At 49.9% G+C, this 20,028-nt stretch carries 17 protein-coding genes and 1 pseudogene; 6 read left to right on the forward strand and 12 right to left on the reverse strand.

What is annotated here, in order from left to right; genetic code table 11:
* Nucleotides 1-36: 36 nt before the first annotated feature.
* Nucleotides 37-2,157, reverse strand: a complete 2,121-nt coding sequence (scpA, locus tag ACQ4MZ_RS13365; protein WP_430846404.1) for a methylmalonyl-CoA mutase — start codon at nucleotides 2,155-2,157, stop codon at nucleotides 37-39.
* A gap of 87 nt (nucleotides 2,158-2,244) precedes the next feature.
* Nucleotides 2,245-2,961, reverse strand: a pseudogene (locus tag ACQ4MZ_RS13370) (methylmalonyl-CoA mutase family protein); the annotation flags it as partial.
* A 261-nt stretch (nucleotides 2,962-3,222) separates the two neighbouring features.
* On the opposite strand from ACQ4MZ_RS13370, the gene dnaA reads away from it, so the two are divergent.
* Both dnaA and ACQ4MZ_RS13380 read left to right on the forward strand, forming a co-directional pair.
* A complete protein-coding gene (gene dnaA, locus ACQ4MZ_RS13375) occupies nucleotides 3,223-4,650 on the forward strand; it encodes a chromosomal replication initiator protein DnaA (RefSeq protein WP_223400454.1) in 1,428 nt (475 codons plus the stop codon).
* Between the two features lie 39 nt (nucleotides 4,651-4,689).
* Nucleotides 4,690-5,670: a GNAT family N-acetyltransferase gene (locus ACQ4MZ_RS13380; protein WP_430845578.1), complete on the forward strand. Its 981-nt coding sequence runs from the start codon at nucleotides 4,690-4,692 to the stop codon at nucleotides 5,668-5,670.
* Here ACQ4MZ_RS13380 and ACQ4MZ_RS13385 read toward each other — a convergent pair.
* Nucleotides 5,657-6,463: a DUF3108 domain-containing protein gene (locus ACQ4MZ_RS13385; RefSeq protein WP_430845579.1), complete on the reverse strand. Its 807-nt coding sequence runs from the start codon at nucleotides 6,461-6,463 to the stop codon at nucleotides 5,657-5,659. The two genes, ACQ4MZ_RS13380 and ACQ4MZ_RS13385, sit on opposite strands and share 14 nt — an antisense overlap.
* A 13-nt stretch (nucleotides 6,464-6,476) precedes the next feature.
* Nucleotides 6,477-7,514 (reverse strand): aminopeptidase, encoded by a 1,038-nt coding sequence (locus tag ACQ4MZ_RS13390; RefSeq protein ID WP_430845580.1) that lies wholly within the window; start codon nucleotides 7,512-7,514, stop codon nucleotides 6,477-6,479.
* Between the two features lie 376 nt (nucleotides 7,515-7,890).
* Between ACQ4MZ_RS13390 and recA the strand changes: the two genes are divergently transcribed.
* Nucleotides 7,891-8,958, forward strand: a complete 1,068-nt coding sequence (recA, locus tag ACQ4MZ_RS13395) for a recombinase RecA (protein ID WP_430845581.1) — start codon at nucleotides 7,891-7,893, stop codon at nucleotides 8,956-8,958.
* A 79-nt stretch (nucleotides 8,959-9,037) separates the two neighbouring features.
* On the opposite strand, the gene ACQ4MZ_RS13400 is transcribed toward recA, so the two are convergent.
* The 6 genes from ACQ4MZ_RS13400 to ACQ4MZ_RS13425 form a co-directional block, all read right to left on the reverse strand.
* On the reverse strand, nucleotides 9,038-10,576 hold the full coding sequence (locus ACQ4MZ_RS13400) for a magnesium chelatase (RefSeq protein WP_430845582.1): 1,539 nt from the start codon (nucleotides 10,574-10,576) through the stop codon (nucleotides 9,038-9,040).
* 15 nt (nucleotides 10,577-10,591) lie between these two features.
* Entirely contained in the window at nucleotides 10,592-12,163 is a 1,572-nt protein-coding gene (rny, locus tag ACQ4MZ_RS13405) for a ribonuclease Y (RefSeq protein WP_430845583.1), read from the reverse strand.
* Between the two features lie 123 nt (nucleotides 12,164-12,286).
* Nucleotides 12,287-12,598 (reverse strand): cell division protein ZapA, encoded by a 312-nt coding sequence (gene zapA / locus ACQ4MZ_RS13410; protein ID WP_106598074.1) that lies wholly within the window; start codon nucleotides 12,596-12,598, stop codon nucleotides 12,287-12,289.
* On the reverse strand, nucleotides 12,595-12,939 hold the full coding sequence (locus tag ACQ4MZ_RS13415; RefSeq protein ID WP_106598075.1) for a hypothetical protein: 345 nt from the start codon (nucleotides 12,937-12,939) through the stop codon (nucleotides 12,595-12,597). Before ACQ4MZ_RS13415 ends, zapA begins: the two co-directional genes overlap by 4 nt.
* A gap of 41 nt (nucleotides 12,940-12,980) precedes the next feature.
* The gene (pheT, locus tag ACQ4MZ_RS13420; protein WP_430845584.1) at nucleotides 12,981-15,410 is read right to left on the reverse strand and encodes a phenylalanine--tRNA ligase subunit beta; all 2,430 of its coding nucleotides are present in this window, start codon (nucleotides 15,408-15,410) and stop codon (nucleotides 12,981-12,983) included.
* A gap of 127 nt (nucleotides 15,411-15,537) precedes the next feature.
* Entirely contained in the window at nucleotides 15,538-16,188 is a 651-nt protein-coding gene (locus ACQ4MZ_RS13425; RefSeq protein ID WP_430845585.1) for a DUF1684 domain-containing protein, read from the reverse strand.
* Nucleotides 16,189-16,375: 187 nt separating this feature from the next.
* Between ACQ4MZ_RS13425 and ACQ4MZ_RS13430 the strand changes: the two genes are divergently transcribed.
* Nucleotides 16,376-16,753 carry a response regulator gene (locus tag ACQ4MZ_RS13430; protein ID WP_019944287.1) on the forward strand — a complete coding sequence of 126 codons (378 nt, stop codon included), beginning with the start codon at nucleotides 16,376-16,378 and terminating at the stop codon, nucleotides 16,751-16,753.
* A gap of 7 nt (nucleotides 16,754-16,760) precedes the next feature.
* Nucleotides 16,761-17,522: an MBL fold metallo-hydrolase gene (locus ACQ4MZ_RS13435; protein ID WP_430845586.1), complete on the forward strand. Its 762-nt coding sequence runs from the start codon at nucleotides 16,761-16,763 to the stop codon at nucleotides 17,520-17,522.
* Nucleotides 17,523-17,533: 11 nt separating this feature from the next.
* Here the strand turns inward: ACQ4MZ_RS13435 and ACQ4MZ_RS13440 are convergent, their stop codons facing one another.
* Both ACQ4MZ_RS13440 and ACQ4MZ_RS13445 read right to left on the reverse strand, forming a co-directional pair.
* Nucleotides 17,534-18,226, reverse strand: coding sequence for a sulfite oxidase-like oxidoreductase (locus ACQ4MZ_RS13440; protein ID WP_430845587.1), 693 nt, complete (start codon nucleotides 18,224-18,226; stop codon nucleotides 17,534-17,536).
* Nucleotides 18,227-18,238: 12 nt separating this feature from the next.
* Nucleotides 18,239-19,465: a DUF819 domain-containing protein gene (locus tag ACQ4MZ_RS13445; protein WP_430845588.1), complete on the reverse strand. Its 1,227-nt coding sequence runs from the start codon at nucleotides 19,463-19,465 to the stop codon at nucleotides 18,239-18,241.
* A 148-nt stretch (nucleotides 19,466-19,613) separates the two neighbouring features.
* Between ACQ4MZ_RS13445 and ACQ4MZ_RS13450 the strand changes: the two genes are divergently transcribed.
* A complete protein-coding gene (locus tag ACQ4MZ_RS13450; protein WP_430845589.1) occupies nucleotides 19,614-20,027 on the forward strand; it encodes a DUF3052 domain-containing protein in 414 nt (137 codons plus the stop codon).
* The last annotated feature ends 1 nt before the right edge of the window (nucleotide 20,028 follow it).

Raw genomic sequence — 20,028 nt, forward strand, 5'->3', positions numbered from 1 at the left:
GATCATAGCCTATTGGCAGGGATTCCTGAGGAATGATCAACTTTCCTGTATCAGCATGGTCAAAATCTCCTGTGCGGCCACTGAAATGACTGTTCCCGGACCGAAAATTCCCTTCACGCCTGCATCGTACAGAAACTGGTAGTCCCGCGCGGGAATCACGCCGCCGGCAATGACCATAATATCGCCCCTTCCCAGCTTATTTAATTCGCTGATCAACTCGGGGATAAGCGTTTTGTGCCCCGCAGCAAGGCTCGATGCACCTATGACATGCACATCGTTTTCAATGGCCTGCTTGGCCACTTCCTGGGGTGTCTGAAACAACGGGGCAATGTCGACGTCGAAACCTAAGTCGGCGAAACTGGTCGCGATTACTTTTGCGCCCCGGTCGTGGCCATCCTGACCCATTTTGACAACCATGATGCGTGGCCTGCGGCCTTCCAGTTTGGCAAATTCGTCGGACATTGCACGCGTGCGCCGGAAGTTCTCATCATCCGAAACTTCCACCCTGTAAATACCCGAAACGGGCCGGATCGTGGATTGGTATCTGCCGAACTGCTTCTCCATAGCCTCTGAAATTTCTCCTAATGTAGCTCTTTTGCGCGCTGCATCGACAGCGAGTGCCAGGAGATTTGAAGGCATATCTTTCCCGCCGGTTTCCCTGCAAGCCTGTGTAATGCGGTCGAGTGCATTGCGTACCTTGGTTTCGTTCCGGTTTGCACGAATAGCTTCAAGCTGCGCGATTTGCGCATTTCTGACCGCCTGATTATCAATTTCGAGGATTTCAAAAGACAGTTTTTCGTCCGTTTTGTACCGGTTAACCCCCACTATCACCTCCTTACCCGCATCAATCCGCGCCTGTTTTCGGGCGGCAGCCTCTTCGATGCGCATTTTGGGCAAGCCGGTTTCAATGGCCTTGGTCATGCCGCCCAATGCTTCCACTTCCTCAATTAGTGCCCATGCCTTTTCTGCGAGTTGCATGGTCAGGTACTCTACGTAGTAAGATCCGCCCCACGGGTCCACAGCCTTGCAGAGGTCGGTCTCGTTTTGAATAAAAAGCTGTGTGTCCCGCGCAATGCGGGCCGAGAAATCGGTGGGTAATGCAATGGCCTCGTCAAACGAATTGGTGTGCAGCGACTGTGTGTGGCCCATGACCGCCGCCATGGCTTCGATGGTCGTGCGGGTGATGTTGTTGAACGGCTCCTGCTCGGTGAGGCTGTAACCGCTCGTCTGACAATGTGTGCGAAGCATGAGCGATTTTTCGTTCTGCGGGTTGAACTGCTTTACAATCTTGGCCCAAAGCATTCGCCCGGCCCGCATTTTGGCAATTTCCATAAAGTGGTTCATGCCAATTCCCCAGAAGAACGACAGGCGCGGCGCAAAATCATCGATGGGAATGCCGGCCGCCAGGCCTGTACGGATGTATTCGAGCCCATCCGCGAGCGTGTAGGCGAGTTCGATGTGCGCGGGCGCGCCCGCCTCATGCATGTGGTAGCCGCTGATACTGATCGAGTTGAAACGCGGCATATACTGCGAGGCATAGGCGAAAATATCGCCCACAATGCGCATGGATGGTCCCGGTGGATAAATGTAGGTGTTGCGGACCATAAACTCTTTCAGAATGTCGTTCTGGATCGTCCCGGTAAGTTGATCCGGCCGAACGCCCTGTTCTTCGGCAGCGACGATAAAAAAGGCCATTACAGGTATCACCGCGCCGTTCATCGTCATTGACACCGACATCTGATCCAGCGGGATCTGATCGAACAGTATTTTCATGTCCTCTACTGAATCGATGGCCACGCCGGCCTTGCCCACATCACCGGTCACACGGGGGTGGTTGGAGTCGTAGCCGCGGTGCGTTGCCAGATCAAACGCTACCGACAAGCCTTTTTGCCCGGCCGCCAGGTTCCGGCGGTAGAATGCATTGGATTCAGATGCAGTCGAGAAACCTGCATATTGCCGGATTGTCCAGGGGCGCTCGAGGTACATACTGGCATAAGGTCCGCGAAGAAATGGGGGTGTACCCGCACCGAATGCGAGGTGTTGCGCGCCTGCGAGGTCGCTTTCAGTGAATTTGGTTTTGACTGAAATGCCTTCGGCGGTTTGGAATATTGCCGGTTGGCTGCTGTGCTGGTTGTGATCTTGGATGTTATCAGAAATATTGCTGAAAATGTCGATATCTGTCGTTTTCAGGAAACGTCCCCAGGCTGCATTCGCCAGTTTCAATGTCATGTCTTCCAGCGCGAATGCTCCCGCCGCCGGATCAGCTACTTTGGTAAAATGGCTTTCGTGTTCCAGGATGTACGATACATGCGAAGCCAATCGCTGAGCCATCGCATTATCCGCACTATCGAACGGGAGCACGGTGAGCGCATCGCAGCCGCCTATTACTGCGCTCATAGCCTCAGCAGCAGCTCTTACGAGATTGGTATAGTCCGGCTCATTGTTTTTGTAATTGGTGAACGTCGTCACGTGAATGAAGGGTATACTTTGTGTTTCCGGCAACCCGAATGCGCGCGCTATTTTTTTTAACAGGTACCTTAACGCCCTCAATTTGGCAATTTCAGTAAGGTATTGAGGGCCAATCGAAACCGAGAACGTGGTTTGATTGAATAAGAGATCAGGCGATTGGCTATTGGAATACTCACCCGAAAAAGAAGCCAGGGCTGATACCAGTTGTGTTACCGGGTCCGGGCCTTCCAGTTCGACCTGGAACGGCCGGGATTCGCTTAAAGGCTCTGCATTCACATTAATCCATCCAGCAGTTGACTTTTGGGCATTCTGAATTTTAAGAACTGCTTCCCAGTCGAGCTCTGCGGCAGTAACATAGGGTTTGAAATGCAAACCAGGGGCAACTTCCCACGCGTCCAGCAACCCGGCGCGCCCCTTCACCTCTTTCGCTACGAGCTTTTCCCAAGTGCTTTTGTCCGACGGGAGAAATTCAGAAAAGAGGTTTGCTGACATGGGCTGATGGATTGATGAATGGTGTACGGAAAAGTGCTATTAGCAAAACTACAAATTTTGGGACGCAAATACGGGCGTTGAAATATCAAAACCGCTCCTGTAACCTTCTGGACACGATTACGCTCCCAATTTTAGTTTCGGGTTTGCAGATACACTTTGTGACGATTAAATTGAATATCCGTTTCATCTGGAGAGATCAGGTATTTTTATATCTTTGCCGTCCTTTTGAACTATGATACTCAGAGTTTGGTAAATTATACATTGGAAAGAATCAGCACAAATAGAGAGGTAGACCAGGTTTGGGATGCTTGCCTGAGGATTATTCAGCAGCACATTCCCGAGCAGAGTTTTAAGACGTGGTTTGAACCCATTCGTCCTCTAAAGCTCTATGGCAAAGTACTTACCGTGCAGGTTCCCAGCCAGTTTTTCTACGAATGGCTGGAAGATAATTATGTCAATCTGTTGAGAAAGGCGCTGGATTACGCCATAGGCCGCGACGGTTTATTGGAATATTCCATTATTGTCGACACCGGTAACGAGAAGCACCAGCCGTTGACGATGAACGTCTCAACCCAGAAATCTCCAAATTATTCGAAGCCGGATAACTTTTCGACCGACCCGCGCATGGGGGCGAGTGTGAAGGAGAAAGACCAGGATTCACTGACGCTCGATACGTATTTGAACCCCAATTATTCGTTTGATAACTTCATCGAGGGAGATTGTAACAGGCTTGCCCGCTCGGCAGGTTTTGCGGTGGCGCAGCGTCCGGGACTCACGTCGTTCAACCCGCTGATGATGTACGGCGGGGTAGGATTGGGTAAGACGCACCTGGTGCAGGCGATAGGGAACTACATTACCAACCACTACGAGAATAAGCTGGTACTATACGTTTCTTCTGAGAAATTTACCAACCAGTTCATCAACTCGATCCGTAATAACACCTTGCAGGAATTCACGGATTTTTACATGAAAGTGGATGTGCTCGCCATCGACGACGTGCAGTTTTTGTCGGGTAAGGAAAAAACGCAGGATACATTCTTCCATATTTTCAACCACCTGCACCAGCTCGGCAAGCAGATCATCATGACCAGTGACCGCCCGCCGCGTGAGCTGCAAGGCTTGCAGGACCGTTTGCTATCCCGCTTCAAATGGGGGCTCACGGCAGATTTGCAAGCGCCGGATTTTGAAACGCGTATTGCGATCATCCAGAAAAAAATCCAGTCGGAAGGCATTTCGATCGACTATGATGTGATCGAGTACATTGCGCACAGTGTGAATTCCAACGTAAGGGAGCTGGAAGGCGTGATCGTCTCGCTGATGGCGCAGGCCTCGCTTACCCGCCGCAATATCGATGTGGAACTGGCCAAGAATACGCTTCGTAACATCGTTATGAATGAGGATAAGGAGGTGACGATCGATACGATTCAGGAAATCATAGCCGATTACTTTCAGGTTTCCATTGCCGATTTGAAAAGCAAGAGCCGTAAAAAGGAGGTCGTCTACCCACGACAGCTGGCGATGTATTTGGCGAAAGAATACACCGACCTGCCGCTCAAATCGATCGGCTATCATTTCGGAGGCCGTGACCACAGTACGGTAATACACTCCATCCAGAGTATTAACCTGCTCATGGACGAGACACCCGACGTGGAAGAAACTTTGCAGAAGCTTCGTAGTTACTTTAAATAGGTTTTGACGTATCAATGTTCAGGAAAACTTCTGAACAACATGATGCCCAAGCCTATTCTTCTTTCCCGGGAGCAGATCGATGCTCCAATCTGGGATGACCACATTCAACATAGCCGGCAATGCGTGGTTTACGCATTGAGCTGGTACCTCGATATTGTGTGCGAGCAATGGGAGGCGCTCGTATGGCCTTCTGCCAATGATTTTTCGGTTATAATGCCGCTGCCTGTCCGACGGAGATTTGGCCGGCGCATTCTATATCAGCCTTTGTTCTGCCAGTATCTGGGTATTTTTTCAAAACATGATCTGACTACGGCGCTATGCGAGGCATTCCTCGAAGCTTTGGAAGGGCGTTTTCCTTACATTTCCAGTTATGCATTCAATCCGGAAAACTTTGCGGTAATCGAAAGCCTCCTGTGGCTGAATGGCTTTGAAATGGAGGTATTGCAAACGCATTGGCTGCAATTGGATCAATCCTACGCCGAGCTTTATACCGGCTATTCCAAAGATCGGAGAGCAAATGTGAAACGTGGGCGAAGAATGGAATGGGAAACCGTTGAATCAGACGATTTTGAGCCGCTATTCGCGCTGTTTGCTGCAAACCATGCACCGGGCATAGGCAAAATCAAAGCCGACGCTTACCAAACATTAAAAAAGGTCGGTGTGGAGCTCATCAAAAATGCCAGCGGGCGCCTCACGTACGCGCGCTCGGGCACACGCGTGCATGCAGGGGTAGTGCTCGCACACTATCGCGGGCGAACGGTCTACCTCTTTAATGCAGCGGACCATGCAGGTCGGAAAGGAAATGCAAGGGCACTAATGCTGGACGCTTACTTTCGCGATAATGCAGGTACGGAGCTGGTCTTTGACTTTGAAAGTCCGGCGAAAGAATCGATTGCAGGATATTATGCAGGCTTTGGCGCTATTGAAATGCCCTTTTACTGCATTAAGAGAAATGCATTGCCTTTCCCACTCAGGCAAATACAAGAGCTTCGGAAATGGCTTCTGGTCAAAACCAGTTGATGTCTTTGCGGAGGCCTTTATAGGACTTTAAATCCATTTCCAAAGAGCCGATTTTAAGATCGACCTCGGCTTTCAACGGAATCTTATTCGAATCGTCGGACACCCAGAGCGCCATAGGCTCCTCGCCTTTGAAGAACTTGTTAGCCGGGATTTGCGGTGAAAGGCGCAGTACCTTGCTTTTGCCAAACTTGGTTTTAATCACATCTCTGCCTACATAGCGGACACGGAGCTTGTACACCTCGCCGTCAAAGAAAGTAGGTACTTCGATGATCTCGCCCTCGCGAACCTTGTCGAAATTGATGGTACGAAGGAAAAAATAGCCGCTGATGATGTCGTGAATGTTGTTGGGCACATTGTAGGTCTTGCTCTCGTCCTTCACGTTGGATACCGCCTGGTCTTTGCTGTGATTGAAGAAAACGGTCTCTTCCTTGCGGTATTTGTTTTCCTGGATTTGCCGTTCGAACATGTGAGGGAGAATGGCAGTGGTGTCTATGTATGAACGCCACGTGTCGCGCACGCGGGAAATCAGGTCGAATGCACCCACTGTGCGCCCAATGACATTGACCCGGTAGCAAGGCCGGTTGTTGATCATCGAAACCGCCTTGCCCACCTCCACTTTGGCTTCGGCGGCATTGATAAAGCCGTAATGCACGCGGTACTCGACTCTCTCGCCGGTACCGAAGCTCTTGTTATGAACCACACGGTCCATTTCGGCGCTCTCCTCATACTGGCGGAACGAGAACAGCAATGCAAATGTCGCTATGGCTAATAAAAGTACGTACGATCTTTTCATGCTCATGATAACATTACAGGGAAGGGTATTTGCCCTTTAAATGGTTCAGGTATTTTTTCAAATCCCCTCCAAACTTCTTTTCAAATTCCTGCCTGAAACTGTCCTGTTTCGACTTATAGGTCAGGTAGCTGATAAAGTAAGCATTATTGGGAAGTTTTCCGTCGGGCCAGCGGCTTTTGTTTGTTAACGTGCGCTTGCCGGAAAGAAGTGTATCCGTATCGCTGACGATATCAGTGATCAATTTCATTTTCAATGAGTCCTTTTCAGCGCTCGGCGTTGGATCCGTTCCAAATGTTTTATAAAGACTGTCCAAACGGCCCGCACCCCTAAGCATATGCCGTGAATAGGCATCATTATACCGTTTGGAATATTCGTACTGGCGCATTTGTTCCGAATCCGCGCCGTATTTGTACTTCAAAAAACGGATAGTGCCTTGATCACCTACAAAACTGGCCAGGTTTTCATTGAGTTCCAGGTTGTTTTTCACAAAAAGCGTACCATGTGTAAGCTCATGCAAGATCAGATTGGTCAGGCTGCCAACGCGGCGGAGGAGCATGCTGGAAAGGATGGGGTCTTTCAGATAACCGAGCGTCGACCAGGCTGAAACTTCGCCAATATCGGTATCTAATCCATTGTCGATCAGGACCTTTTCCTCGGCAACAGCACGGGTCGAATCGAAATAGCCTTTGTAGGGGAACGTACCGACGATCGGGAAATGCCATTGATACGGTTCTATTTTATAGCGTTGAGAGGCCGTAATGAGCCATATCAGCGGCCGGCCGTGTTGATTATAGAACGTCGTGTAATTATCAGAAGGCGTAAGCCCCAGCGAGTCCACACCGAATTGCTTGATCTCCTGAATGAGGCGGATCCTCGCCTTGAGTGAATCCGGAAACGTTTTATCGGCCAGGACCTCATCGACCTGCTGCACGTGCATCAATATGCCAATTTGTCCTTTGGCCTGTAAAAAAGCGTATGTAAGCACATCTCTCTGCCAAATGCCGAGCAAAACCGCCACAGCCAGCAGGGCAAGCAATATTTTCCTGATCACGATTTCAATGTTAAAATGAGTACGGTAGGCCGTGGTACGGCCTACGCGGAGCCGCCACCGGAAATGGCTTGCCGGGGCACGCGCTTATTGTTTGCAAAAATAGCCAATTGGCAGACATTTAAAGACCGGGAGTCCGGCTTCTTCACCGTTTGATAATCTGTTATGTCCACTTGCATATCGCCATTTTTATTCTATCCCTACAAACGCTGTAAAATGCGAAAATTTCGGGAAAAATTAAGTTTTAAGGCAAAACTCGGGTTGTTGTTTTAGTGGGAATTAGCTATTTTTACAAAACAATAAAGACCCATTTACGAGCGGTTTTTGTCCTGCAAAAGCCGCTTTTTTATGTACCAACCAAATTACTGTTACCATTTCTATGGCACAAGCAACAACAGATAAAGACAACAAACTAAAAGCGTTACAGACCACGCTCGAAAAGCTCGACAAGACTTACGGAAAAGGTACTGTAATGCGTCTGAGCGACACCAAAGTATTAGATATTCCGGTGATTTCGACCGGCTCACTGGGTCTTGACCTCGCGTTGGGCGTAGGCGGTGTTCCCCGTGGCCGTATCGTGGAGATTTACGGACCTGAATCATCCGGTAAAACCACGTTGTCGATGCACTGCATTGCCGAAGCTCAAAAGAAAGGCGGTCTGGCGGCGTTCATCGATGCGGAACATGCATTTGACAGAACTTACGCGGAGAAGCTGGGTATCGATACCAGCAACCTCCTTATTTCGCAACCAGATAGCGGAGAGCAGGCACTCGAGATCGCCGAGCACTTGATCAGCTCCGGTGCGGTGGACATTATCGTAATCGACTCTGTGGCGGCATTAGTGCCGCGCGCCGAGCTCGAAGGCGAGATGGGCGATAGCAAAATGGGTTTGCAGGCACGTTTGATGTCACAAGCGCTGCGTAAACTTACCGGGGTGATCAATAAAACAGGATGCTGCTGCATCTTCATCAACCAGCTTCGCGAAAAAATCGGCGTGATGTTTGGTAACCCTGAGACGACCACCGGTGGTAATGCATTGAAATATTACGCATCAGTGCGCCTGGATATCCGTCGTGTAGGTCAGATCAAGGAAAGCGCTGATGCGATCCTGGGTAACCGTACCCGTGTAAAAGTGGTTAAAAATAAAGTAGCACCGCCATTCAAAGTGGTAGAATTCGATATCATGTATGGTGAAGGCGTTTCCAAAGTGGGGGAGATCATCGACCTTGCTGTGGAGTTGGATATCGTGAAGAAATCGGGCTCATGGTTTAGCTACGAAGGCAACCGCCTCGGACAAGGCCGTGACGCTGTGAAAGCGCTGATCAAAGACAATCCTGAGCTGATGGAAGAGCTGGAAGGCAAAATCCGCGGCCAGGTAAACAACGATCCCGATTCACTGATCGACACAAGCGAGCCTAACATCGCTGACGACGGTTCTCCAGAATAAGCATTCACAACAATTCATAAAAATGCCCTGTTTGTAGCAGGGCATTTTTGTTTGGTATTGTTTGAAATGATAAGGCCGCTTAAAAAGGTTTACGGTCATCATCGTCATCATCTTCGAAATCGTAATCGTCTTCTCCCGGGCCGGAGAACATGCTGCTCACCAGATCCTGGAACTTCATGCCCTGATCGAGTGCTTGCTTGCCTACAAGCGAGAATTCAGCCATGCCGTGCAATGCGAATTCCATCATAAACAGTTTCTCTTCAGCATCGCCGTAGGCTGAGAGCATATCTACAAAATCGTCCAGGCCGTCGATGGTTTTCAACCGTGCAATGTACTCACGGTCGGTCATGTCGGCAGGCATTTCCATTTCATTGCCGGCACCGAACCATTCTACCACTTTTGCGTATGGATTGATCTTGCTTTTCTTGCTTTTTTCAGGATCAGGGAAGAAATTCAGGAATTGCGTGCGGATCGCTTTGCCGATCAGATTCTGCGCCACGATCACCGGACCTTCGACTTCTCCTTCGTAAACCAATTCTACCTTGCCGCAAATCGCGGAAACGACGCCGTAAAGGTCCGAAATGCGCACGTAAGTCGAGCTTTCACCATTGATGAGCGCTCTTCTTTCAGCAGTGCTCAAGAGGCTTTCATAAGCGGAGATTGTCAGACGCGCCGAAACACCGCTTTTGCTATCTACATATTCACTCTCACGCGCTTCAAATGCAATCTGCTCGATGAGCGTCTTGATTAATTCATTGACGCGTACAACGCCTTTTTGCTCCGGTTTCACGACTGCTTCCTGCTCGGTAATGCGTTTACCGGTCTCGATCGTTTTAGGATAATGCGTCACAATCTGGCTTTCGATCCGGTCTTTGAGCGGTGTTACAATGCTTCCGCGGTTGGTGTAATCCTCGGGATTAGCCGTGAATACGAACTGAATATCCAGTGGTAACCGCAGTTTGAAACCACGGATCTGAATATCGCCTTCCTGCAAAATATTGAACAACGCGACCTGAATCCGCGCCTGCAAATCGGGCAATTCATTAATCACAAAAATGCCCCGGTGGGAACGGGGGATCAATCCGAAATGGATTACACGCTCGTCGGAATAGGGGAGTTTCAATGTCGCCGCCTTGATAGGGTCGACATCGCCGATCAAATCCGCTACTGAAACATCGGGCGTTGCCAGTTTCTCGGTGTAACGCTCGTCGCGGTGAAGCCAGGCTATTTCGGCATGATCGCCTTGCTCGGCGAGCACATCCTTGGCATAGCGCGAGAGCGGCGCCAAAGGATCGTCGTGCAGTTCCGAATTTTTAATATAAGGAATATATTCGTCGAGCAGGCTGACCATCATGCGCGCAATACGCGTCTTGGCTTGCCCGCGAAGGCCCAGGAAATTGATGTTATGCATGGATAGAATGGCCCTTTCCACATCGGGAATAACCGTTTCCTCATAACCCCAGATTCCCGGGAAGACATTCTCCTTGTGCCTGATCTTTTCAATCAGGTTATCTCTCAGCTCCTGCTTGATAGAACGCGACTGATAACCTGCTTTTTTTAGTTCTCCGAGTGTTCGGATTCCCAGTAGTTCTGTGCTTGTAAGCTTTGAGTAAGTCATGTATGAAATAGTGGATTAACGCGCGTAAGCCACGGAGCGCATTTCACGGATCACCGTAATCTTGATCTGGCCCGGGTACTGCATTTCTTTTTCAATTTTTTGCGAGATATCGAACGACAGCAAGCCCGCTTTTTCATCGGAAACATTGTCGGCATCGATGATCACGCGCAGCTCGCGTCCTGCCTGGATCGCGTAGCATTTCTCTACGCCATCGAATGACAGCGCGAGGTTTTCCAGGTCGCGCAGGCGCTGGATGTACGATTCCATCATTTCGCGGCGTGCGCCGGGACGTGAGCCTGAAATGGCGTCGCAAACCTGGATGATCGGCGACAGGATGGAGGTCATTTCGATCTCGTCATGGTGTGCTCCGATCGCATTGCATACCTCAGGGTTTTCTTTGTATTTCTTGGCCAGTTCCATGCCCAGGATTGCGTGCGGCAGATCCGATTCTTCCGGCCACACTTTACCAATATCGTGAAGCAGACCGGCGCGTTTGGCCAGTTTGGTGTTCAAGCCAAGTTCGGCCGCCATTGTAGCACACAATTTGGCCACCTCGCGGGAGTGTTGCAGTAGGTTTTGCCCATACGAAGAGCGGAAGCGCATCCGGCCGATCATTTTTACCAGCTCGGGGTGCAACCCGTGTATACCCATGTCGATCACAGTTCTTTCTCCGATTTCGACGATTTCGTCCTCAATGTTTTTGCGGGTTTTGGCAACTACCTCTTCAATACGGGCAGGGTGGATACGTCCGTCTTGCACTAAACGGTGCAGCGAAAGGCGTGCGATCTCCCTTCTTACCGGGTCGAAACCGGAGATAACAATGGCTTCCGGGGTGTCGTCTACGATAATTTCCACACCGGTTGCCGCTTCCAGGGCACGAATGTTACGTCCTTCACGACCGATGATCTTACCTTTGATATCGTCGTTTTCAATGTTGAATACCGATACACAGTTCTCGATTGCGTGTTCGGCGGCGGTGCGCTGGATGGTTTCGATGACGATCTTTTTCGCCTCTTTGGTGGCTGTAAGACGCGCTTCTTCCATGGCGCTTTTGATATAGGATCCCGCGCGCGTTTCGGCTTCGGCTTTCAATGCGTCCACCAATTGCTCGCGCGCCTGTTCGGCGGTGAGGTTGGCGATTTTTTCAAGCTGGGCAACCTGTTGCTGGAGGGATTTTTCGGCCTCCTCGCGGCGTTTAGTAGCCGCTTCCAGTTGCTGGTTGAGGTTATTTTTGAGGTTATCGAGCTCGTTTTCCTTGCGCTTGGTTTGTTCCAGGCTCTGATTCAGGCTCTGTTCGCGTTGTTTGAGCTTTTGCTCATTGCTTTGCAGGATGCTGCGCTTTTTATTGGCGTCTTCTTCGAATTCCGATTTCAAACGGAGGTACTTTTCTTTCGCTTCGAGAATGCGGTCTTTTTTGATATTTTCGGCCGCTACTTCTGCATTTCGCAGAATTTCAGCTGCACGTTCCTGGGCCTCTTTTTCCTTGGCGTCGAATGATCGCTGAAAAATGTACTTACCTGCAAAAATACCCACCCCAACGGCGATGATATCGGACAGGATGACGATGAAGAACAATGAATTAGACATTTCAATAATGGTTATATATAGTTGGTTTTACCGACTACACCCGCGTTGAAATGCCGAAAATGGAAGAAATTGAAAGTATATTTTTGCAGATACTGTAAAAAATCAAAGGGTCAGGTATGGGTGTCAGCTTTCGATAGCACTGGCGATTGTCTCGTCCAGTTTTTCCACTCTGCTTTTAAAAGCCGCCACCAGGTCGTCCATTTCTTCCTGGTTCCGTTGTAATGCCACCAGGCATTCAATAGAGGTCAATGCAATAGCCTCTATATCACCGTATACTTTCCCTTTTAATTTATGCTGCTGCACACGCTGCATGAACACCTCATACCCATCCCTGTAGAATTTCTCCTGATCCGCCGGAACGCTCAGTTTGAAACCTCTGTCCAGCAGTTTTATAAAGACAGAAACGTCTGGATTAGGTATGCTATTTTTTTTCATAAGGTATCTTCAAGCAATTCGATGCACTTATCGATCTCCTGGATATATCTTTCAACTGATTCTTTCAGCTCGGCAATTGCGCCTGTTGGTGTCAGTTTACTAGTGACAAGTTTAGCGAAACTTTTAGACTTATTAAAGTCTTTTTCTAAAGAGGTGTATTTTTTCCTTATTTCTTTCGATTCTTCCGTGAGTCTCGCATTGGCGGCCCGGAGCTCCGCGTTTTCACGCTGGAGCTCTGAGATCGACCAGGTTAGTTTCTCTTTATGATTGATCAGGATTTCGAGTTTTTTCTCGACGTCGGACAGTTTGTGTTCGATAATACGTTCGGTAGTCCTCTCCATTTTCCTCAACTGAAAAAATCCGACAATGAAAAAACTGTGGTTTACTTTCTGATCACCGCTTCAAATTCCCTTTCGTAGGTTGCAATCAGGCGCTGCATCGTTTTGTCTATCACCTTGTCGGTAAGCGTTTGCTGCTCGTCCTGCAAAATGAAGCTGATCGAATACGATTTTTTGCCTTCCAGGTTCGCGCCCTCGTACACGTCGAACACGTTTACGGCGCGCAGGAGGTTGCGCTCGGTTTTATAGGCAGCCTGGCGCAGCTCTTCGAAGGTCACTTTCTTGTTCAGAACCACCGAAAGATCGCGGCGTACTTCGGGGAATTTGGGTACCTCCACATATTCAACCGCAGCATTGTACTGGCGCAGCAGGTACTCCCAATCGAAATCGGCATAATACACCGGCGCTTTAATGTCGAGTTTTTTGGCAATGGCTGCATTCAGCAGACCGAAGGATACCACCGGTTTTTTATTGGCCAGCAAGGTCAATCCGCTTTTGAATACGGCATTGTCCGCTTCTTGTTTCTGCACATCACGGATTTTCATTGAAGTCAGAACCTGGTTCACAAATGCGGCCAGATCATGAAAAACCACTTCGCGAGACTTCTCAAACCAGCTTTCCTGACTGATATTACCCGTTACGAAAACAGAAAGACGCTCTTTCTCGATGTATTTGCCATCTGTTTCATGGTAGGTTTTACCAAATTCAAATACTTTCAGATCCTTCTGGCGGCGGTTGCTGTTGTAGGCGATCACTTCAAGGCCTGAGAAAAGCAGCGTCTGGCGCATGACAGAAAGGTCTTCGCTCAGGTAATTGAGGATTTTTACAGGATTACCCGGAAGACTTTCGCCTAATATGGCCTGATATTCAGGTTTGGTCAAGGAATTGTTGATCATCTCATTGAACCCATTACCTACCAAAAGCTCTGCCACGCGCAATTTCAGCTTTTCAGGGTCATTCACCGGGAAATCCGACAGGTAATCCGAGCTCAATGCATCCGAAAGTTCCACCTGACCGAACCCATAAATCCTCAGAATTTCCTCGATCACATCGGCCTCGCGCTGTACATCCACCCGGTAAGGCGGCACAATCGCCGTGAAACCAGCCTCCGTTTCGTCGGTGATGCGGATATCAAGTGATTCGAGAATGCTTTTGATCTGCTCTTTTTCCAAAGACTTGCCGATCAACCGGTCGATGTTTTTGTATTTGATATTTACCTTGAAATCTTCAATAGGCTCAGGGTAAATGTCGATAACCTCGGATGAAATGCTTCCACCAGCTATTTCCTGGATCAATAGTGCAGCGCGTTTCAAGGCGAAAAGCGGCATATTCGGATCAGTACCGCGCTCGAAACGGAATGATGAATCGGTTTTGAGGGAGAAACGCTGCGCGGTTCTGCGTACCCATACGGGCGAGAAATAGGCTGATTCGAGGAAAATAGAAGTAGTACCGTCGGTCACGCCGGAAGTAAGCCCGCCGAAAACCCCGGCAATGCACATAGGCTCGGGATTGCCATCGATGCCTTCATTGCAAATCATCAGGTCGTTGGCAGATATTTTGCGCTCAACACCATCCAAAGTCACGAATGGCGTGTTTCCGGCAACGGTGGTCACAATCACTTTTTTACCCAAAATCTTATCCGCATCAAATGCGTGCATCGGCTGGCCGAGTTCGTGGCAAACGTAATTGGTAATGTCGACGATATTATTGATCGCCCGGATACCGATCGTTTGCAGGCGTTGTTTCAGCCATTCCGGCGATTCGGCCACGGTAATGCCCGAAATCGTGAGGCCGGTATAGCGGGGGCATGCCTCGGTATCACGGACTTCTACCGGAATCGGCAGATTTTGGTTATCTACTTTAAATGCCTCCACCGAAGGCAATGTGATCTCACGCTTCAAAACCGCTTTCAAATCACGCGCGACGCCATAATGCGAGGCCGCGTCCGCGCGGTTGGGCGTAAGGCCGATCTCGATCAGGTAATCCGATGAAATGCCGAAATATTCAGCGGCAGGCGTGCCGTTGGGTAGCTGGGTATCAAGCACGAGAATGCCGTCGTGTGAAGTACCCACGCCCAGCTCGTCTTCGGCGCAGATCATCCCTTCGGAAAGCGCTCCCCGGATTTTGGATTTTTTCAAAACCAGCGGCTGGTCGCTGCCGGTCGGATATAGTGTAGCGCCCACGGTTGCCACGATCACTTTCTGCCCCGCAGCCACATTCGGCGCGCCGCAAACGATCGAAAGCGGTGTTTCACCGCCCACGTCCACGGTCGTCAGGCTCAAACGGTCGGCTTCCGGGTGTTTCTCACGGGTCAGTACTTCACCGATCACCACGCCCTGCAAGCCGCCTTTTATCGATTCGATCTCTTCAATACCTTCGACTTCCAGCCCGGTGCCCGTTAGCAAACGGTCGATTTCCTCGGGTGTTTCAGTAATTTCAATTAAATCTTTAAGCCACTTATAAGAGATCTTCATCTAGAATGCTTTAATAACAATAAAAACTCTGGCGCAGAAAATGCGGCCTGTTTGCAAAATTAATGATTTAGTTTGAACGGCATTCGGGCATTTTGTGCCGCGTGCTTGTTTTTTATAATGCCGCCGGTTATTCGTGCGTCGCTTCCTCCGTCACTTCGCCTGCGTGAATGGCGACTGTCAACGTGTTTTCGGCAGGCGGTACCGGGCAGGCATAGCTTTCCTGGTAGGCACAATACGGATTATACGCCTTGTTGAAGTCGAGTACAATGGTGTTGTTCTTGATCTGATCCACCGGATAATCCAGGTAGCGGCCGCCACCGTAGGTCTGCTTCCCGCTGGTAGCATCACGGAAAAGCACCGAAATGGTGCCTTCATTCTTCAAAAGCAGCAGTTTTTGCGGCTGACCTTCGATACTGAAATTGGCATAACCGTATTTTTCGTATTTCTCGGTAGTACCGTCAGTATATTTCACGATTACCTCCTTATCGTCTAGCATGTACGGAGAGATATTGGCTTTCACCCGGAATGCGAGGCTCGGTTCGAAGTAATGCAGGCCATGAAAGCTTTCTTTATCCTTGATAGGGGAGTCGTCGCCGGATTTGAACTGCTCGTCCTTGGCGGCACGTTCTTCGAGGATCTTGGTCTTATAAGCCGCCGGGTTGGCCGCGATGGCATCGTCGGAGCTGCTGGTGCCGCCCATGTTTTCAATAATGAAGTACGCAAGGATCGCAATGAACATGGCGATCGTGCTGTATCGGATCACTTTATTTTTGAACATAATAAGGATTATAGGGTAATCGGACTGCAAACTTACACCCGATCGCGCGCTTTGAAAAAGTATGGAAGGTTTATTTACTTTTTTGGAATAATTTTGAAACTTCGCGACCATCGGGTTTGCGATGTTGGTTGAAATATATCTAAATTGACCTGGGAAAAAACTTTAAACACAATACCTGCCCCATTGTATGTCATACACAAAACGAGTACTCATTGCCGAAGACAGTTCAGTTATTCAAAACCTGGCAAGGAAGATTCTGGAATTTCAGCATTATGAAATCACTTCCGTGAAAAACGGCGAGCAGGTGCTGCAATTGCTTGAAAAAGAGGATTTTGATATCATTCTTTTGGATATCAATATGCCTGTGATGGATGGAATGGAATGTGCAAGAAGCATCCGTAAATTGCCTGACGAGAAGAAGGCCAAAACGCCGATCGTTGCGATCACGGGCAATGCCAAAAATTATTCAGACGAAGATTTCAAAGAAGCAGGATTTGACGATGCGCTGATGAAGCCGTTGAATTTCGACCGCCTGGTTGAAGTGGTGGCGCATTTGACAGAATAAACACCTGATGAGGATTACATTTTTAGGAACCGGCACATCGCAGGGAATACCGGTTATTGCCTGCGACTGTGTCGTTTGCCGTTCTAATGACCAGCATGACAAGCGTTTACGGACTTCCGTGTGGATTCAGGCCCACGGCAAGTCGTTCGTCATCGACACCGGCCCCGATTTCCGCCAGCAAATGCTGCGTGCCCATGTGAAGGACCTGGACGCGGCTATTTTCACCCACCAACACAAGGACCATACTGCGGGGCTGGACGACATCCGGGCGTTCAACCACCGCCAGCAAATGGATATTCCGCTCTACGGCAGGCAGGAGGTTTTGAACCAGATTAAAACCGAGTTCGCTTACGCATTTGCAGAGAAACGATACCCCGGCGTTCCGCATTTCTCATTGCATCCGATTGAAAACGAGCCGTTTGAAATAGAAGGGGTGAAGGTAATTCCCATTGAAGTAATGCACCATAAGCTGCCCGTTTTCGGCTACCGTATCGGCGATTTTACCTACATTACCGACGCCAATTACATTTCCGAACAGGAGCAGGAAAAAATCAAAGGCTCGCAGGTGCTTGTGCTCGATACGTTGCAAAAAGAGCCGCACCTCTCGCATTTCACACTTTCGCAGGCGCTCGATCTGATCGATAAACTGAATGTGCCGCAGGCCTACCTGACGCATATGAGCCATAAACTGGGTCTGCATGCTGTCATCGAAAGCGAACTTCCCCCGCACGTGCATCTGGCGTACGACGGGCTGGTGCTGGATATGTAAAAATATTCAGCTTAGCTGTACCGGTCGTTGCGCCACGGATAAGCGGTGTTGGAATAACCTCTCAATTCCCAGAAACCAAGCTGGTTTTTAGGTAAGAACTGAATGCGGCTGATCCATTTGCTGCCTTTCCACGCATAAAGCTGAGGGGTGATCATACGCGCCGGACCGCCGTGGTCGCGTTCGAGCGGCTTGCCATCGGCAGTGTGGACGAGCAGCACGTCCTCCTTCAATGCTTCTTCCAGCGAAAGATTAGTTGTGTATTGATCGTAACCATGACACAGCACGTGTGTAGCGGTCGGTTTGGGCATGACCAGCGCCGCAATATCGGCCAGGCGTACGCCCACCCAGGGCACATCCATGCGCGACCAGGTGGTTACGCAGTGAAAATCGCTTACGTCGTTGGTCTGGGGCAATGCCATGAAGTCGTCCCACGTCAGTGTGAGGGGCGATTCCACTTCACCGTCGACGATGAGTTTCCATTTGTTGAGCGGGATGTCCGGCTTGAAGCCCAGATCCAGCACGGGCCATTTGGTTGTTTTGGTCTGGCCGATAGGTAATTGGGGCATTCCATGACGGTTGGGCGCGCCGCTTCCCATGGGACGGGTATCGGACACGGAGGGCGTTTGGGCCATTTGCTCTTCAAAGCGGGCTTTGAGCTTCATCCGTGCTTCGACGATTTTATCAAGTTTGCTGTATTCCTCCATCTCAGTTGATGTTTAGGTGCTGATCCATTGCATCATTAAAGCAGTTAAATACCCTCCATAAGTTCCGATGGCGTATCCCAAAATTGCCAGCAGCACACCCACGGGTGCCAGCGACGGGTGAAATGCCGCCGCCACAACCGAAGCCGAAGCTGAGCCGCCCACATTAGCCTGGCTTCCGACAGCGAGGAAAAAGAAAGGAATTTTAAGCCATTTGCATGCGATAATCAAGATAATGCCGTGAATTGAAATCCAGATCAGCCCGATGGCGAATAGGCCAGGGTTACCTGCCACCGCTCCCAGGTCCATTTGCATGCCGATCGTCGCCACAAGCACATAAAGGAATACCGAGCCCAATCGCGATGCGCCATAATATTCGAGCTTGCGCACGGGCGTAAGCGAGAGCAGGATGCCGATCAGGGTAGCAATGCTGATGACCCAGAAAAAGTTGGAAGTAAGGCTATACTTTTCGAGCGCCGGGTAATTTGCAGCCAGATAAGGGGTGATCATCTCCGCCAGTCCGTGCGCGACGCCGGTTGCACCGAAGCCAGCGGCCCCCAGGAAAATGTATTCGCGCAGTGTTGGGTTTTGTTCATTGGCTTTTTGCTCCGAATCCAGGTGCTGCTTCACCTGCTGCACCGCGCCGCTATCGGCGCCCAGCAGCGCGTCCACACGCGAAGCAATGCCGGCCCCGTAGATCAATGCGGCCATCCATAGCTCGGCAACGAGTACGTCGACAGCCACCATTTGGGAGAAAAGCACATCGCTCGGATGGAACACCTCGCGCAATGCGGTTTGGTTGGCCCCGCCGCCTATCCAGCTTCCGGCGATCGTGGCGAGCCCGCGCCAAACGGCATCAGCGCCCTGGCCAGCAACGGTGGCCGGGCTGATGGTGCCGACAATCCATAATGCAAGCGGTCCGCCCAGCATAATGCCGGCAGTGCCGATCAGCATAGCCGCCAATGCCTTCGGTCCAAGCCGGGTCAGCGACTTCCAGTCCATTCCAACAGTGAAAAGTACGAGACAGGCCGGCAGGAAATATTTTGAAACAACCGGATACAGCTGCGATGTGGCGCCATTGACTACTCCTAATGAATTGAGCAAACCCGGTATGAAATAGCAGAGCAGCAGGGGAGGTATAACAGTATAAAACCGTTTCCAGCCGGGCTGCGCGGCCGTGTAGAAAATGCCGGCCAGTATCAGCATTAACAGGCCGAGAACGACCGCGTCGTTGGTAATCATGCGTCAGAATTACTGGTAAGGGAAAAGTGAATGGCTAAAAATAGCTGAAAAGTACCGGATATGCATTCTTTTAAAGCTTCTGCACGGGGCACTTGCGTCTGAAATTGCGGATTTGTAACTTACTTACGATATATCACTTACTTATATTATGGCGGCTCAGGCAGGTTATTCCAATACAAGTCTTGTCAAAAAGCTGGGCATCAAGCCCGGCTTTAAAATCAGGTTCGTAGATCCGCCGACGCACTACTTTGACTTGCTGGAAGGGCTGCCTGCTGATATTATCGTTTTAGAAGAACCTGTGCCCGAATTAGATTTCATCCATTATTTTACCAAACAAGCCGCCGGCCTGGAAAGGGATTTGCCCGCATTGAGAAGGCAGATCGTACCGAATGGGACCATCTGGATTTCCTGGCCGAAAAAAGCCTCGAAGGTTCCCACCGATGTCACCGAGGACGTAATCCGGAATCTTGCATTGCCGATTGGCCTGGTAGATGTGAAAGTATGCGCAATCGATGCGGTCTGGTCGGGTTTGAAGTTGGTGATCAGGGTTAAAGACAGGTAAA

Source organism: Dyadobacter sp. BHUBP1 (assembly GCF_050587785.1).
In the GTDB taxonomy this organism is placed as follows: Bacteria; Bacteroidota; Bacteroidia; order Cytophagales; family Spirosomataceae; genus Dyadobacter.

Coding starts and splice junctions, on each gene's coding strand:
- recA (WP_430845581.1), top strand. CDS start 7,891: ATGGCACAAGCAACAACAGATAAAGACAACAAACTAAAAGCGTTACAG.
- ACQ4MZ_RS13445 (WP_430845588.1), bottom strand. CDS start 19,465: ATGATTACCAACGACGCGGTCGTTCTCGGCCTGTTAATGCTGATACTG.
- ACQ4MZ_RS13380 (WP_430845578.1), top strand. CDS start 4,690: ATGATGCCCAAGCCTATTCTTCTTTCCCGGGAGCAGATCGATGCTCCA.
- ACQ4MZ_RS13400 (WP_430845582.1), bottom strand. CDS start 10,576: ATGACTTACTCAAAGCTTACAAGCACAGAACTACTGGGAATCCGAACA.
- ACQ4MZ_RS13435 (WP_430845586.1), top strand. CDS start 16,761: ATGAGGATTACATTTTTAGGAACCGGCACATCGCAGGGAATACCGGTT.
- pheT (WP_430845584.1), bottom strand. CDS start 15,410: ATGAAGATCTCTTATAAGTGGCTTAAAGATTTAATTGAAATTACTGAA.
- ACQ4MZ_RS13450 (WP_430845589.1), top strand. CDS start 19,614: ATGGCGGCTCAGGCAGGTTATTCCAATACAAGTCTTGTCAAAAAGCTG.
- ACQ4MZ_RS13430 (WP_019944287.1), top strand. CDS start 16,376: ATGTCATACACAAAACGAGTACTCATTGCCGAAGACAGTTCAGTTATT.
- zapA (WP_106598074.1), bottom strand. CDS start 12,598: ATGAAAAAAAATAGCATACCTAATCCAGACGTTTCTGTCTTTATAAAA.
- rny (WP_430845583.1), bottom strand. CDS start 12,163: ATGTCTAATTCATTGTTCTTCATCGTCATCCTGTCCGATATCATCGCC.
- ACQ4MZ_RS13385 (WP_430845579.1), bottom strand. CDS start 6,463: ATGAAAAGATCGTACGTACTTTTATTAGCCATAGCGACATTTGCATTG.
- ACQ4MZ_RS13440 (WP_430845587.1), bottom strand. CDS start 18,226: ATGGAGGAATACAGCAAACTTGATAAAATCGTCGAAGCACGGATGAAG.
- ACQ4MZ_RS13425 (WP_430845585.1), bottom strand. CDS start 16,188: ATGTTCAAAAATAAAGTGATCCGATACAGCACGATCGCCATGTTCATT.
- ACQ4MZ_RS13415 (WP_106598075.1), bottom strand. CDS start 12,939: ATGGAGAGGACTACCGAACGTATTATCGAACACAAACTGTCCGACGTC.